Source organism: Streptomyces sp. NBC_01017 (assembly GCF_045162795.1).
GTDB classification, from domain to species: Bacteria; Actinomycetota; Actinomycetes; order Streptomycetales; family Streptomycetaceae; genus Streptomyces; species Streptomyces machairae.
Genome location: NZ_CP108683.1, coordinates 6723723 through 6737459 on the forward strand (window position 1 = coordinate 6723723; position 13737 = coordinate 6737459).

13 protein-coding genes are annotated in these 13737 nt (G+C 72.4%); 9 read left to right on the top strand and 4 right to left on the bottom strand.

All coding sequences use genetic code 11. The features are described 5' to 3' along the window. Nucleotides 1-282 precede the first annotated feature (282 nt). The gene (locus OG331_RS30835; protein ID WP_406202202.1) at nt 283-1755 is read right to left on the bottom strand and encodes a beta-1,6-galactanase; all 1473 of its coding nucleotides are present in this window, start codon (nt 1753-1755) and stop codon (nt 283-285) included. A gap of 348 nt (nt 1756-2103) precedes the next feature. Between OG331_RS30835 and OG331_RS30840 the strand changes: the two genes are divergently transcribed. Then, entirely contained in the window at nt 2104-2901 is a 798-nt protein-coding gene (locus OG331_RS30840; RefSeq protein ID WP_406202204.1) for a class E sortase, read from the top strand. A gap of 46 nt (nt 2902-2947) precedes the next feature. On the opposite strand, the gene OG331_RS30845 is transcribed toward OG331_RS30840, so the two are convergent. Continuing rightward, nucleotides 2948-4366, bottom strand: coding sequence for an MFS transporter (locus OG331_RS30845; RefSeq protein ID WP_406202206.1), 1419 nt, complete (start codon nt 4364-4366; stop codon nt 2948-2950). 69 nt (nt 4367-4435) lie between these two features. Between OG331_RS30845 and OG331_RS30850 the strand changes: the two genes are divergently transcribed. The 4 genes from OG331_RS30850 to OG331_RS30865 all read left to right on the top strand — a co-directional run bounded on the left by OG331_RS30850 (nt 4436) and on the right by OG331_RS30865 (nt 7175). Next, nucleotides 4436-4966 (top strand): winged helix-turn-helix transcriptional regulator, encoded by a 531-nt coding sequence (locus OG331_RS30850; protein WP_406202208.1) that lies wholly within the window; start codon nt 4436-4438, stop codon nt 4964-4966. Between the two features lie 73 nt (nt 4967-5039). Continuing rightward, nucleotides 5040-5351 carry a DUF6412 domain-containing protein gene (locus OG331_RS30855; protein WP_406202210.1) on the top strand — a complete coding sequence of 104 codons (312 nt, stop codon included), beginning with the start codon at nt 5040-5042 and terminating at the stop codon, nt 5349-5351. A gap of 117 nt (nt 5352-5468) precedes the next feature. Further along, entirely contained in the window at nt 5469-6182 is a 714-nt protein-coding gene (locus tag OG331_RS30860) for a YidC/Oxa1 family membrane protein insertase (protein ID WP_406202212.1), read from the top strand. A 135-nt stretch (nt 6183-6317) separates the two neighbouring features. After that, nucleotides 6318-7175 (top strand): fumarylacetoacetate hydrolase family protein, encoded by an 858-nt coding sequence (locus OG331_RS30865; protein ID WP_406202214.1) that lies wholly within the window; start codon nt 6318-6320, stop codon nt 7173-7175. 105 nt (nt 7176-7280) lie between these two features. Here the strand turns inward: OG331_RS30865 and OG331_RS30870 are convergent, their stop codons facing one another. Together OG331_RS30870 and OG331_RS30875 are read right to left on the bottom strand one after the other, a co-directional pair. Next, nucleotides 7281-7796, bottom strand: a complete 516-nt coding sequence (locus tag OG331_RS30870; protein WP_406202216.1) for a heme-degrading domain-containing protein — start codon at nt 7794-7796, stop codon at nt 7281-7283. Continuing rightward, entirely contained in the window at nt 7796-8869 is a 1074-nt protein-coding gene (locus OG331_RS30875) for a Gfo/Idh/MocA family oxidoreductase (RefSeq protein ID WP_406202218.1), read from the bottom strand. The genes OG331_RS30870 and OG331_RS30875 overlap by 1 nt, the downstream gene beginning before the upstream one ends. 116 nt (nt 8870-8985) lie before the next feature. Here OG331_RS30875 and OG331_RS30880 point away from each other — a divergent pair, with 116 nt between their 5' ends. The 4 genes from OG331_RS30880 (at nt 8986) to OG331_RS30895 (ending at nt 13734) form a co-directional block, all read left to right on the top strand. Next, nucleotides 8986-10587 (top strand): ROK family protein, encoded by a 1602-nt coding sequence (locus OG331_RS30880; protein WP_406202220.1) that lies wholly within the window; start codon nt 8986-8988, stop codon nt 10585-10587. A 164-nt stretch (nt 10588-10751) separates the two neighbouring features. Continuing rightward, the gene (locus OG331_RS30885) at nt 10752-11681 is read left to right on the top strand and encodes a hypothetical protein (protein ID WP_406202222.1); all 930 of its coding nucleotides are present in this window, start codon (nt 10752-10754) and stop codon (nt 11679-11681) included. A 31-nt stretch (nt 11682-11712) separates the two neighbouring features. Next, nucleotides 11713-12468 (top strand): GntR family transcriptional regulator, encoded by a 756-nt coding sequence (locus tag OG331_RS30890; protein ID WP_406202224.1) that lies wholly within the window; start codon nt 11713-11715, stop codon nt 12466-12468. Nucleotides 12469-12609: 141 nt separating this feature from the next. Beyond that, complete coding sequence (locus OG331_RS30895) at nt 12610-13734, top strand: TIGR03364 family FAD-dependent oxidoreductase (RefSeq protein ID WP_406202226.1); 1125 nt, start codon at nt 12610-12612, stop codon at nt 13732-13734. The last annotated feature ends 3 nt before the right edge of the window (nt 13735-13737 follow it).

Sequence of the window (13737 nt, forward strand, 5' to 3'; positions counted from 1 at the left end):
CCAGGTCATCACCTCGACAGGGGGCAAACAGCCATACCGGACCCGGGGGCCAGGCGCCCCGTTGCAGGGCCATGAGAAAGGTAACGGGGCGTGGCTTACCGGGGGCCGTGATCAAGGGCGCCATGGCCGGCCGGCCGGCGGGCCGGGCGGGCGTCGTTGCGGCGGCGGGGCCGCGGACGTTCACCGTCGGCAGCGCGACCAGCAGCATCGTTCCGGCAACCCCTAGATCCCCCTCAGATCGCCCCCTCAGATCACCCCTCCCCTCACCCCCCTCACCCCCCCTCAGATCACCACCCCGTCGACCTGCAACGTCTGCACCGACTGCGCCGCGAACGGCACCGCCACCGACTTCCCGCTCAGGTACGTGTTCGCGTACGCCCGGTACTGGTCCCCGCCCGTCGTCACCGTGTTCCAGCGCGGGACCAGGCCGCCCGAGCCGCCGCTCACCGTCGTGAAGCGGGACAGGTCGAAGGTCAATGTCTGGGCCGACGTCGACGTGTTCACCGCCACGATCACCAGGCGGCGTGCCGACGCGTCGTAGGCCGCCGCCGCGTAGCTCACGCCCGTGTCGAGGATCCGCATGCCGGGGCGGATGTGGCGGCTGAACTGGGCCATTACGTAGTACTTGGTCTGGATTGTGGTGGGTTGGAGGGTGTTCGCGTCGTACGCGATCATCGCCCAGCCCGTCGACGGGTCCATGACCTGCCAGTAGCACCAGGCGGTCGGGTGCAGCCAGCGGAAGTCGTAGCAGAGGTTGGAGGCCATGGTGAGGCCGGTGCCGTCGCTGTCGCCCGTCTCCGAGTTCCAGAGTTTCTTGCCGGACGTCGTCACCACGTCCGTGTACAGGAGGTCCCTACGGCCGCCCGAGCCCTGGTAGCCGTGCACATTGACCTGCGAGACCAGGGCCTTCGTCGACGTGCCGAAGGATCCCCACGTCGAGCGGGCCGTGTCGTAGTTCGTCTCGTCCGAGGCCGCGATGCGGATGCCCGTGAGGCCCCGGCTGTCCAACTCGCTGCGCATGTACGGGAGTACGGCCGCCTGGACGGCCGGGTCCAGGTGGCAGCCCTCCTGGGTGCCGGTCGCCGTCCACCAGCTCGACGCCGGCTCGTTGAAGGGGTCGACCGTCGCGAAGTTCACGCCCCAGTTGTTCCTGGCGTACAGGGCTGTCGCCGCCAGATGGGAGGCGTGCTGGCGGTAGTTCCAGGTCTGGAGGTTGTTGCCGCCGCCCGCCGCGCCGGAGGGGTTGTGGTTGGAACACATCCACCACATGGGGGAGTTGGCGAAGAGTTCCGTGGTCGCGCCGCGAGCCGTGGCCTTTGTCAGCATCGCGCGCTGGTTCGCGTCCGCGCTCCAGTCCCAGGCCGAGGAGGTGGGGTCCTCGTTGTTCCAGTCCTGCCAGAAGCCCTCGATCTGCTTGAAGCCGGGGATGTTCGGCGACTCGACCATCGTCTCGCCGTTCACGCTGTTCCAGCTGCACGCGCCGAGGTTGTAGCGGGCGATGTTGAGGCCGAGGCCGGGGAGGGTCGTGCCGTTGTACGTCACCGAGTTGGTTGTGAAGAACAGGTCGGCGAAGTCGTTCCGGTTGCCGAAGGCGTTCGCCCACCAGGCCAGGGACGTGCCCCAGCCCTCCCAGGTGCCGTACGACGTGCCGGGGTTGACGGCGATGGTGGCGTCCGCGTGGGCGGTGCCCGTTGCCAGGGCGCTGCCGAGGAGTGCGCCGCCCGATGCCGCCAGCAGAGTTCTACGTCGGATCATGACTTCCCCGCTTCGCTCAACGGCCGGTGTCGGCGGTGTCGTCGTCGAACCGGCTCCGTGGCTTGTCCCGTTCGTGCCGTCAGGAAGCATCGGGTGTGGCGTGTGGGGTTGTCGAGGGTTCTGACAGCCCTTTCTCAAACCTGTGGAGGAAGGGGTGGGGGAAGCGTTCGGAGGGTCGGACACGGCGGAGATGGGCGGGTGTTGAGGCGGGCGTGAGGGCTGGGCCGGGACCGGCGTCGGGGGAGGCGTCGCGACTGGTGTGCGTACGGCTCTGGAGACCTCGCGCCCCGCCCCTTATCGTGCGGGCGCCCCTTGTCGTGCGGGCGGCCCGGTGAAGGAGGCTCACGGATGGTGCGGGTTCGCGTCGTGCAGCACAGCGGGCTTCGGCGGCAGGCCCTGCGGCGCCGCGTGCTGTGGGGTGGCGGGGAGGTGCTCGTCACCGTCGGGGTGGTGCTTCTGCTGCTGGTCGTTCACCAGGTGTGGTGGACCAACCGGGAGGCGAGGGAGGGCGCCGGGCGTGAGGTCCGTGCCCTGGAGCGGGCCTGGGACGTAGCGGGCGGCGACTCCCGTACGGCCGTATCGGCACCGTCGGCCACGGCTGAACCCGCGCCCGCGGACGCCTCCGCGGACCCCGGGGTGTCCGAGCCGGCCCCCGGCACCCGGCGCCGGTCCGCGGACCCGCCCGCCCCCGACTGGTCCCGGGCCTACGCCATCCTCAGCATCCCGCGCCTCGGCCTCCGCGTGCCCGTCGCCGAGGGCGTCAGCAAGGCGGGTGTGCTCAACAAGGGCTACGTCGGCCACTATCCCGGCACCGGGCAGCCGGGCCAGGCCGGCAACTTCGCCGTCGCCGGGCACCGCAACACCCACGGTGAGCCCTTTAGGTACATCAACCGGCTCGCGCCCGAGGACATCGTGCGGGTCGAGACGCGGAGCGCGACGTACACGTACGCCGTCGACCAGACCCTGCCGCAGACCGCCGCCCGTGACGGCAGTGTCATCGGGCCCGTTCCGCGCTCCGGCGTCAAGCCGGGCCATGGGTACGAGGACCCCGGCTACTACCTCACGCTCACCACCTGCACGCCGGAGTACACGTCGAGGTACCGGCTGGTGGTGTGGGCCAAGCTCGTCTCGATGCGGCCGCGTTAGGCGGCCGCACACCGCCGGATCTCGACGCGGTCGCGCCGGGCGGGCCTCACGCCGCCCGCTCCCGCAGCACCCCCACACTCACCGCCGCCACCAGCGCCAGCCCCGCCGACACCGTCATCGCGATGTCCGCGCCCCGTGCCAGGCCGCCGCCGGCGGACGTGGCGAGGGCGATGGTCAGGGCCACTCCGGCGCAGGAGCCGATGTAGCGGAAGGTCTGCTGGGCGCCCGAACCCATCGCGGCGCGCTGGGCCGGTACGGACTCCACCGCGAGCAGTGGCAGCGCGGCGTTCAGCAGGCCGCTGCCGATGCCGGCCAGCAGCAGGCCGGGCAGCAGCCGGGGCCAGGAACCCGCGTCCAGCGCGCCCAGCATCGCCAGGGCGCCGCCCGCGTGGAGGGCGAAGCCGATCGCCAGCTGCCACCGCGGTGACACCCGGCCGGACAGTCTGCGGGCCTGGAGGGCGACCGCGAAGGACAGGCCGGACCAGAGGAGGAACAGCCAGGCCGTGTCCATCGCGGACAGGCCGAGCGTCTGCTGGAGCAGTGCCGGCAGGAAGCTGAACAGGCCGATCACCGCGAGCCCCGTGAACAGGCCGCCGGCGGAGGACGCCAGGAAGCGGGAGTGGCGCAGCAGGGACAGGTCGATCATCGGGGTCGCCGAGCGGCGCTCCACCGCGACGAAGAGACCGAGCAGGGCCACGCTCGCCAGGAGCAGCAGGCCCACGGGCGCCCGCAGCCAGCCGTCCCGGCCCAGGGTCAGCGCCGCCACCAGGGCGACCAGGGCCAGTCCGAAGGTGACGGCTCCGGCGAGGTCGGGCCGGCCGCCGCGCGGGGCGCGGGACTCGGTCAGGGCCCGCGTCGACAGGGCCGCCACGATCAGCGCGGCGGCGCCCAGCACGCCGTACCCGAGCCGCCAGTTCGGCATCGCGCCGGTGACGACCGGGCCGAGCGCGATGCCGCCGCTCACGAAGGCGCCCCAGACGCCGGTCGCGTGCAGGCGGCCGCGCGCGGTCGGGAAGGCGTGGACGATCAGGCCGAGACTGCTGGCGAGGAGGGCCGCGCTCGCCGCGCCCTGGGCGACGCGGGCCAGCGTGAAGAGCCAGGTGGTGGTCGTCAGGGCGCCCAGGGCCGTGGTGATGCCCAGGGCGAAGGTGCCCGCGACGAAGATCCGGCGGCGGCCGTAGTCGTCGGCGAGGCTGCCGGCCACCAGCAGGAGGGCGGCGAGGCCGAGCGGGGTGCCGTTCAGGAGCCAGGCCTGGGCGGAGAGCGGAGTGTGCAGGGCGGCGGCGGTCTGCGGGAGCGTGACCATCGGCGCGGTGTACGTCATCAGGGCCACGACGGTGGCGGCGCTGGTGAGGGCGAGGGTGGCACGCGGGTTCGCGGGCTGCTCCGCGGCGGGAGAGGGGGAGGGCGCGGCCTGTGTCCCGGGCGCCGCCGCAGTGAGAGTTCGTTCATTGAACCGTGGCATGTGCCCCACCGTAACATCGTAGGTTCGTTCATTGAACCAAGAAGGTGGAAAGGCGTTACAGTGGGCGCCATGGCACTGGGCAAGGACTACGCGACACAGGAGTGCTCGATCGCCCGGGCACTGGAGATCGTCGGCGAACGCTGGACGCTGCTCGTCGTCCGCGACGCCCTTTACGGTGTCCGGCGCTACAACGACTTCCTCGTCCACCTGGGCATCCCGCGCGCCGTCCTCGCGGCCCGCCTCCAGGCGCTCACCGCCGAGGGCATCCTCGACAAGCGCCGGTACCAGCAGTCGCCGCCGCGCGACGAGTACGTCCCCACCGACCGCGGCATCGCGCTGTGGCCCACCCTGCGCTCGCTCGGCCTGTGGGGCCGCGAGCACTTCGGCGAGGAGAAGCTGCGCGTCTTCCGGCACGCCGACTGCGGCACGGAACTCGGCCCGTACGGCGAATGCCCCGCCTGCGGAACCGTCGTGCCCGTCCCGGACGTCGAGATGGTGCCGGGACCGGCACTCGATCCGGACCCGGCGGATCCGATCAGCCGGGCGCTGCTCAGGCCCAAGCGCCTGCTTCAGCCGATCGAGGCCGAACCGGCGGCGTGACGGATCCGGTGCGTCCTGTATAACGAACATCAGGACGAGTTTCGATGTGAGCCGTACGAGGGGAGGGCCGCCGATGATCCGCAGCTGGACCCGTCTGCGTCCCGCCGCCGTGCTGGTGATGCTCTTCCTTGAGATCGCGCTGCTCGACACCGGCAGCCTCTCCGCGACCGTCGCGCTGGCCGCGACCGCCGCCGCCGGTTCCGCGTTCGCCGTCTGCTCGCTCCTCGCCTCGCGCGCCGCGCCCGCGGTGCCGCCCACGCGCGTGCGTACGGCCATCCGCGACCGGGCCCGCCGTACGGCATTCCTGCCGCAACGCGACCCCGACGCCTCGGGCCGGCCCCGGCCCAGGGCACCCGGACACGCCCTCCCGGCGACCGTCGCGTAGGGCACGCACCTCCAGCACCTCCCACGTGTGACCCCGCGCGGGTCGTCATGCCGCCATGCCGAATTCCGGCATTTCTCTCATCGCACCGGCACGACGAGACCCCCGGAGGGCTCACCCATGTCCGTTTTCGCCGACCTTGTTCAGCAACTCGCCGACCTGCTCCAGCCACTGTTCGGCGCCACCGCGGCCGCCGCCGCGATCGTCCTGTTCACCGCGCTCGTACGGCTGCTCGTGCATCCGCTGTCCCGGGCCTCCGCACGTGGGCAGAAGGCGCGGGCCGAACTGCAGCCGAAGATCGCCGAGCTGCGCAAGAAGCATGCGAAGAACCCGGAGCGGCTTCAGCAGGCCGTGATGGAGCTGCACACCAAGGAGAAGGTGTCGCCGCTGTCGGGGTGCCTGCCCAGCCTGTTCCAGCTGCCCGCCTTCTTCCTCCTCTACCACCTGTTCTCGAACACGACGATCGGCGGGAAGACGAACGAGCTGCTGTCGCACCAGCTGTTCGCCGCGCCCCTCGGGGACCGGTGGGCGGACGCGCTCGGCGACGGCGGCGCGTTCGGGGGCGCCGGGCTCGTGTACGTCGGGCTGTTCGTGGTCGTCGCCTGCGTCGCCGCGTTCAACTACGGCCGTACGAAGCGGATGATGGCCGCGAATCCGGCGGTGCCGGTGGTCGACGGGGAGCCGGTGCCGGGGATGGGGGCCGTGAGCAAGGTCATGCCGTTCATGTCCTTCTTCACGCTCTTCACCGTGGCCGTGGTGCCGCTGGCGGCCGCGCTGTACGTCGTGACCAGTACGACGTGGAGCGCGGTGGAGCGGGCTGTGCTCTATCGCTGAACGCCGGGGATCCGTCGCCTACGGTCCAGTACGTGAACCGGGTATTGCGGACTGGCCGTAGACCTTGGAGGATCGACCAGTCCTCCGATGGCTGCACCCGTCGGCGGGCGCCCGCGATCGAGGGAGATTGTGATCATGAAGCTGCTGCGAGTCGGTACGGCGGGAGCGGAGCGGCCCGCGCTGCTCGACGCCGAAGGGGCCCTGCGGGACCTGTCGGGTGTCGTGCCGGACATCGACGGACCGCTGCTCGCCGACGACGCCGCGCTCGGCCGGATCCGCGCCGCGGCGGACGCCGGTGAGCTGCCCGAGCTGGACGCGGCCGGGCTGCGGGTCGGGCCGCCGCTGGGGCGCATCGGCAAGGTCGTGTGCATCGGGCTGAACTACCACGACCACGCCCGCGAGACCGGCGCCGAGCCGCCCGCCGAGCCGGTCATCTTCTTCAAGGCCGCGGACACGGTCGTCGGGCCGAACGACACGGTGCTGGTCCCTCGCCGGTCGACGAAGACCGACTGGGAGGTCGAGCTCGCGGTCGTCATCGGACGTACGGCCCGGTATCTGGAGTCGGCCGAGGAGGCGCTCGCGTACGTCGCCGGGTACGCCGTGGCGCACGACGTGTCCGAGCGGGAGTTCCAGATCGAGCGGGGCGGGACCTGGGACAAGGGCAAGAACTGCGAGACGTTCAACCCGCTGGGGCCCTGGCTGGTGACCGCGGACGAGGTGCCGGACCCGCAGAACCTCGCGCTGAAGCTGTGGGTCAACGGCGAGCTGAAGCAGGACGGCACCACGGCCGAGCAGATCTTTCCGGTCGCCGAAGTCGTCCGGTACGTCAGCCAGTTCATGACCCTGTACCCCGGGGACGTCATCAACACCGGTACGCCGGCGGGGGTTGCGCTGGGGCAGCCTGAGCCGAAGCCGTTCCTGCGGGGCGGGGATGTTGTCGAGCTGGAGATCGAGGGGCTCGGTCGGCAGCGGCAGGAATTCAAGGACGCGTGAGCGCTCCGCTGGGAGAGCCGGGGAACTGCGGGCGGTTTGTCAGCTGCGGGTAGTCCGTGGCTTGTCGCGCAGTTCCCCGCGCCCCTCAAAGGCAGAGCGTTGCCCCTACTGCTTCGCCAGGAAGTGCTCCAGGGCCTCCACCACCATCCGGTGGTCCTCCAGCTGGGGCAGGCCGCTCACCGTCACTGATCCGATGACGCCCGCACCCTCGACGTTGATGGGGAACGAGCCGCCGTGGGCCGCGTAGGTGTCGGGGTCCAGGCGGGAGGAGTCCTCGAAGGTCGTGCCCTTGGCGCGGAAGCGGGCGCCGACGACGTAGGAGGACGTGCCGTAACGCTCCACCACCCGGCGCTTGCGGGCGATCCAGGCGTCGTTGTCGGGGGTGGAGCCCGGCAGGGCCGCGTGGAAGAGCTGCTGGCCGGCCCGGTGGATGTCGATGGCGACCGGGGCCTGGCGCTCGCGGGCCATCTCGACCAGCAGCGAGCCCAGGGCCCAGGCGTCCTCATACGTGAACTGGTGGAAGACCAGGCGGCGCTCCTGGGCCTCCAGCTCCTCCAGGGACGGGGTGATCTCCGGGTGGAACTTGGGGGTGATCTCCGGGTTGTGCGTCTTGCTGGTCATCACAGCTTCACCACCACTGCGTCGCGTGCCGAACGGGCTGCCGCTTCCAGTACGTCGAGGGCGGATGCCGCCTCCAGGGCCGTCACCGGGTTGGGGCCGCCGCCCAGCAGGGCCTTTGTCACGGCCGCATAGTAGGCGGGGTAGTCGCCGGGGAGGGTGGGTTCGGCGCGGCCGCCGCCCGTCAGGGGGGATTCGCCGGAGCCGACCCGGCCCCACAGCGACTCGGGTTCCGTGCCCCAGCCGGCAGTCGTGTCCGGGCGCTGCCCCTCCCGCAGTGCCGCCTCCTGCGGGTCCAGGCCGTACTTGACGTAGCCCGCCTTCGAGCCCAGCACCCGGAAACGCGGGCCCAGTTGGGCGGTCGTCGCGGAGGCGTACAGGTGGGAGCGGACACCGTTCGCGTGGGTGAGCGCGATGAACGTGTCGTCGTCCGTCTCCGCGCCGGCGCGGCGGACGACCGCCTCGGCGTACACCTGCGTGACGGGGCCGAAGAGCACCAGTGCCTGGTCGACGACATGGCTGCCGAGGTCGTACAGCAGACCTCCGATCTCTGCCGGGTCGCCGGACTCCCGCCAGCCGCCCTTGGGGTGCGGACGCCAGCGTTCGAAGCGGGACTCGAAGCGCCATACGTCGCCCAGCTCGCCCTTGGCCAGGAGTCGGCGCAGCGTCAGGAAGTCGTTGTCCCAGCGGCGGTTCTGGAAGACCGACAGGAGCAGGCCGCGCTCCTCGGCCAGCGCCGCCAGCTCGCGTGCCTCGGCCGCCGTGCCGGCGATCGGCTTGTCGACGACGACCGGGAGGCCCGCCTTCAGGGCGGCGGTCGCCAGCGGGACGTGCGTCTTGTTGGGGGACGCGATGACGACCAGGTCGAGGTCGTCGGCGCGGGCGAGCAGCTCGTCGGGCGTGGCGGCGACGCGTACGTCCGGGTGCTCGGTGCGGGCCTGCTTCTGCCGCTCGGGGTTCGACGTGACCACCGTGTCCAGGGTGAGCCCCTCGGTGGTGGCGATCAGCGGGGCGTGGAAGACGGAGCCTGCGAGGCCGTAGCCGACCAGGCCGACGCGGAGGGGAGTAGCACTCATGAATCCCACTTTCGCAACGCTGTTGCCAAAGTGCAAGCGCCGGGGACAATGGGTGCGTGAAGCGTGGTGTGGACAGTGGCCCGGACGATGACGTGGTTGGTGGCGTGGTTGGTGGCGTGAACAGGTCGAAGGGTGGCACCGGTACCGGTACTGGCAGCGGTGTCGGACTCGGCGGGGTCAACCTGGGCGCCCTGCGCAGTCACAACACCGCGCTCGTGCTCGACCTGCTGCGCACGGCCGGTGCCGAGGGCATCAGCCGGCTCGAACTCGCCGAGCGCACCGGCCTCACCCCGCAGGCGGTCAGCAAGATCACCGCCCGCTTGCGGGAGGACGGGCTCGCGGCCGAGGCGGGGCGCCGGGCGTCGACAGGAGGCAAGCCGCGCACGGTGCTGCGGCTGGTACCCGAGGCCGGGCATGCCGTGGGAGTCCATCTGGACCGGGACGAGCTGACGGCCGTGCTCTGCGACCTGACCGGCGCCGTGATCGCCCAGCGCCGGACCCCGCTGGACCTGGGGGCCGGTGCGGAGACGGTCGTCGAGCGGGCCGTGCGGGAGGTGGAGGAGCTGGTGGCCGGGGGCGGTCGGCCCGGTGCGGTACTCGGCGTCGGCGTGGCGCTGCCGGGGCCGCTCGACCACCGGCGCGGTGTGCTGCACCGGGTCACCGGGTTCCCGGAATGGAACGGCTTCCCACTGCGGGACGTGCTCGCGCGCCGGCTCGCGCTGCCGGTCGTGGTCGACAAGGACACCAATGCGGCGGCGCTTGGGCTGGCGGTGGGGGGTGCGGTCGGGAGTGCGGGCGGGAGTGCTGGCGGGGGTTCGGTCGGGGGAGGGATGGCGTCCGGCACCGCCGCGCCCACCATTGCCGGGTCCGGTACGAGCGTCTCCGGCGGAGCAGCGTCCGGCACGACTGACTCCGGCACAGCAGCGTCCGGCGCCGCCGCGCCCACGATTGCCGGGTCCGGCACGAGCACCTCCGGGGCCACCGCGCCCGTCACTGCCGCGCCCGTCACCTCCACCTCGGGCGCCGCCGCGCCCGTCACCTCCACCTCGGGCGCCGCCGCGCCCGTCACCTCCACCTCGGGCGCCGCCGCACCCATCACCCCCACCTCCGGCACCACGGCCCCCGTCACCGCCGCCTCCGGCACTACGGCCCCCGTCACCGCCGCCTCCGGCACCACGGCCCCCGTCACCGCCGCGACGGGGACCACCCCACCCGTCAGCGCCGCGACCGGCACCACCCCACCCATCCCCTCCGCCGCCTCCTTCGCCTACCTCCACTTCGGTGCAGGACTCGGCGGCGGTCTCGTCATCGGGGGAGCGGTGCACCGGGGGACCCGGACCGGAGCCGGGGAGTTCGGGCATCAGGTCGTTCAGCTGGACGGCCCGCCCTGTGGGTGCGGAAATCGCGGCTGTGTCGAGGCGTTGTGCCTGGCCGCCGTGGCGCGCGGTGACCTGGCGGAGGCGGCCCGGGTGCTGGGCACCGCCGCGGGCAACCTGGTCGCGCTGCTGGACGTAGACCTCGTGCTGCTGGGCGGCCGTACGGTCGCAGCCGCCCCGGAGACCTTCGTACGCGGGGTCGCCGCCGTCCTCGACGAGCGTGCCCGGCGCGCGGGCGAGGACGCCGTGCCGGTGCGGGTCGCCGCCGGCGGGGAGCGCGGGGTCGCCGAGGGGGCGGCCCAGTTGCTGCTGGCGCCGTTGTTCGGGCGGGCCGAGGGGTGAGTCGGAGGCGTTGAGGGGCGTGGTCGTGCCCTCGGGCTCCGCGGCGCGCGTGCGCTGATCGAGGGCCGGATGCGTCCGCGGCGTGCGCTGATCGAGCGGATTTGCGAAGCCGTACGGAATGGCACCGCCGGGAACCCGTCCCGACCCGGCATGGTCATGTGTTCATGCGACTGCACTCACCCGCCTCCCTCTGCCTCGCAGCAGCCGCCCTCCTCGCCGTGGCGCCCCCGGTGCGCGCGGAGCCCCAGGCCGAGCTGCCCAGCTGCGCCACCGACGACCGGGCCTTCCCCCTCACGACCCGCCTCCACGGCGGACCCGACACCTACGTGGCCGGCGGCGGATTCGGCACCTGGTACCTGGACCTCACCAACAAGACCGGCCGGACCTGCACCGGCATCCATCCCGTCGTCGTCCTCATCGACGCCAAGCGAGCCCTCAAGCCGTCCCAGCCCCGCCTGGAGTTCTACGGCAGCCCGAGCGGCAGCCCGGACGGCAGTCCGAGCAGCAGTCCGAAGGGTGGTGCGGACGGCGGCGCGGACAGTGCCCGCCCCCACCCCGTCCGCTTCGAGACCACCGACGAGGACGAACTCGTCGGCGCCTTCGGCGGGTCCGGTGACTCCGGCGACTTCCCCGGCTTCACCGTCGGCCCCCGCAAGACCGTCACCGTGAAGGTCCGGCTCGCCGTCACCTCGGACGCCGTACCGAACAAGGTCACCGCCAACGCGGCCGTCGTCCAGCGTCACGAGGGCGACGGCGACTGGGTCGGCCAGTCCAACGACTACCGCTTCACCATCGACGCCGACCCGGCCGACCCGGCCCGCCCGACCGGTAAGGGCGAGGCGGCCGACACGACCTCGCCGACCGACCCGGCCGACCGCGACTCCTCGGATTCCTCGGATTCCTCGGCCTCCCCCGGCGCCTCCGCCGCCGCGAACCCCTCGGCGACCCCCGGCGCCGACAACCCCCGCGACCATCTCACCCTCGCCGACGAACTGGCCCGCACCGGCCTCACACCCCCCGGTGCCACGTTCGCCACCACCGCGGCCCTCGTCCTGGCCGGCATCACGCTGCTGGTCGCGCGGAGGCGCCGCTGAGGACGCCCGCCCCGTCTGCGACGATCCCTGCGTGGACTACCCGAACAACCAGGCTCCCGGCGCCCCCGTGCGCCAGGGCATCCCGGAGCACGGCCGGATCCCGAAGTACTACGCGGTGAAGGCCCGGCTCGACCTCCTGGTCGGCGAACTCGGTGAGGGCGACCCCCTCCCCACCGAACGCGATCTCTCCGAGGAGTACGAGGTCGCCCGCGAGACGGTCCGGCAGGCGATCCGCGAGCTGGTGCTGGAGGGCAAGCTGCGGCGGCGGGGACGGGGCACGGTCGTCGCCGGGCCCAAGCTCGAACAGCCCCTCTCCCTCGCCAGCTACACCGAGGGCGTACGGCGGCAGGGGCGCACCCCCGGCCGTGGCCTCGTCACGCTCGACCGCTTCCCCTGCCCCGCGGCCCTCGCCGCCGAGACGGGCCTCGTACGCGGCGAACCCGTCTGGCACATGGAGCGCCTTCTGCTCGCCGACGACGAGCGGGTCGGCCTGGAGAGCACGTACGTCGCCGTGGCCCGGGTGCCCCGGCTGGACGCCGACTTCGACCCCGACTCCTCCTTCTACGCCTTCCTCAACGGACAGGGCATCGTCTTCGGCGACGCCGACGAGCGCCTGGAGACCGTGCTGGCGACCCCGCGCGAGGCCCTGCTCATCGGGACGCCGCCCGCCCTGCCGATGCTGCTGATCCACCGGGTCTCCCGGGACACGGACGGGCAGCCGCTGGAGCGGGTGCGGACGCTGTTCCGGGGGGACCGGTTCTCGTTCACCACCCATCTGCGCGGCTGAAAAGTCCGGAATCCGGCCTGTTCGTCACGGCGCCGATTGTCACGAAGAGATAACGGGTCTAGCCCAAACGTGATGGCCAGTTCACGCTCTCGTTGTCAGCCGGACCCTTCCGGTTACCCGATCCCGAGGAGCGTTGCCGTCGTGAGAGTGATAGTCGTCGGAGCCGGCGTGGTGGGCACCATGCACGCCTGGCAAGCAGTGGAACGCGGCCACGAGGTCGTACAGATCGAGCGCGAGGCGGAGGCTCGCGGCGCGTCGTTGCGCAACTTCGGACAGATCTGGGTGAGCGGACGCGCGGGCGGCGAGGAGCTGCGGACCGCGCTTCGGGCACGGGAGCTGTGGGAGGAGATCGGAGCCCGCGTACCGGGCCTCGGCTTCCGGCCGAACGGCTCCCTGACCCCGGTCCGCGGCGATCTGGAGCTCGCCGTCGCCGAGGCCGCCGTGGCACGCGAGGACGCCGCCGCCCGCGGACACAAGCTGCTGACGCCCGACGAGGCGCGCGCCGTGAACCCCGCCCTGCGCGGCGACTTCACCGCCGCCCTGTACTGCGAGCGGGACGCGGCCGTCGAGCCGCGCACCGCGCAGCTCGCCCTGCGCGAGGAGCTGCTGAAGTCCCCGAACTACACGTTCAGGCCGGGCCGGGAGGTCCGCGAGGTCGTCGGCGCCGGCGCCGTCCGTGACGATCACGGCGACGTGCACCGCGGCGACGTGGTCATCCTGTGCACCGGCGCCTGGCTCGGCGGCCTGGTCCGTGAGCTGGCCGGCCCCGACCTGCCCGTGCGCCGCGTCCGCCTCCAGATGATGCAGACCGCCCCGCTCGGCGAACCGCTGACCACCTCGGTCGCCGACGCGGACAGCTTCCGCTACTACCCGGCGTACGCCTCCGCCGCCCTGGACGCGCTCGGCGCCGGGCAGCCGCAGGCCGAGACCGCCGCGGCCCACCGTATGCAGCTGCTCATGGTGCAGCGCGCCGACGGCGGGCTGACCATCGGCGACACCCACGAGTACGAGCACCCCTTCGCCTTCGACACCCTGGAGGACCCCTACGACCACCTCACCGAGGTCGTCGAGTCCTTCCTCGGCCGCCCGCTGCCGAAGATCCGGCGCCGCTGGGCCGGGGTGTACGCGCAGTGCACAGACACGACCCGGGTCGTGCACCGGCAGCAGGTGCGCGACGGGGTGTGGCTGGTGACCGGGCCCGGCGGGCGCGGGATGACCTGCTCGCCCGCGATAGCCGAGACGACCGCGAACGAACTGGGTTGGTGAGGA

Excerpts from the sequence above, each read along its gene's own strand:
- OG331_RS30835 (WP_406202202.1), bottom strand. The coding sequence starts at position 1,755 with ATGATCCGACGTAGAACTCTGCTGGCGGCATCGGGCGGCGCACTCCTC.
- OG331_RS30840 (WP_406202204.1), top strand. The coding sequence starts at position 2,104 with ATGGTGCGGGTTCGCGTCGTGCAGCACAGCGGGCTTCGGCGGCAGGCC.
- OG331_RS30845 (WP_406202206.1), bottom strand. The coding sequence starts at position 4,366 with ATGCCACGGTTCAATGAACGAACTCTCACTGCGGCGGCGCCCGGGACA.
- OG331_RS30850 (WP_406202208.1), top strand. The coding sequence starts at position 4,436 with ATGGCACTGGGCAAGGACTACGCGACACAGGAGTGCTCGATCGCCCGG.
- OG331_RS30855 (WP_406202210.1), top strand. The coding sequence starts at position 5,040 with ATGATCCGCAGCTGGACCCGTCTGCGTCCCGCCGCCGTGCTGGTGATG.
- OG331_RS30860 (WP_406202212.1), top strand. The coding sequence starts at position 5,469 with ATGTCCGTTTTCGCCGACCTTGTTCAGCAACTCGCCGACCTGCTCCAG.
- OG331_RS30865 (WP_406202214.1), top strand. The coding sequence starts at position 6,318 with ATGAAGCTGCTGCGAGTCGGTACGGCGGGAGCGGAGCGGCCCGCGCTG.
- OG331_RS30870 (WP_406202216.1), bottom strand. The coding sequence starts at position 7,796 with ATGACCAGCAAGACGCACAACCCGGAGATCACCCCCAAGTTCCACCCG.
- OG331_RS30875 (WP_406202218.1), bottom strand. The coding sequence starts at position 8,869 with ATGAGTGCTACTCCCCTCCGCGTCGGCCTGGTCGGCTACGGCCTCGCA.
- OG331_RS30885 (WP_406202222.1), top strand. The coding sequence starts at position 10,752 with ATGCGACTGCACTCACCCGCCTCCCTCTGCCTCGCAGCAGCCGCCCTC.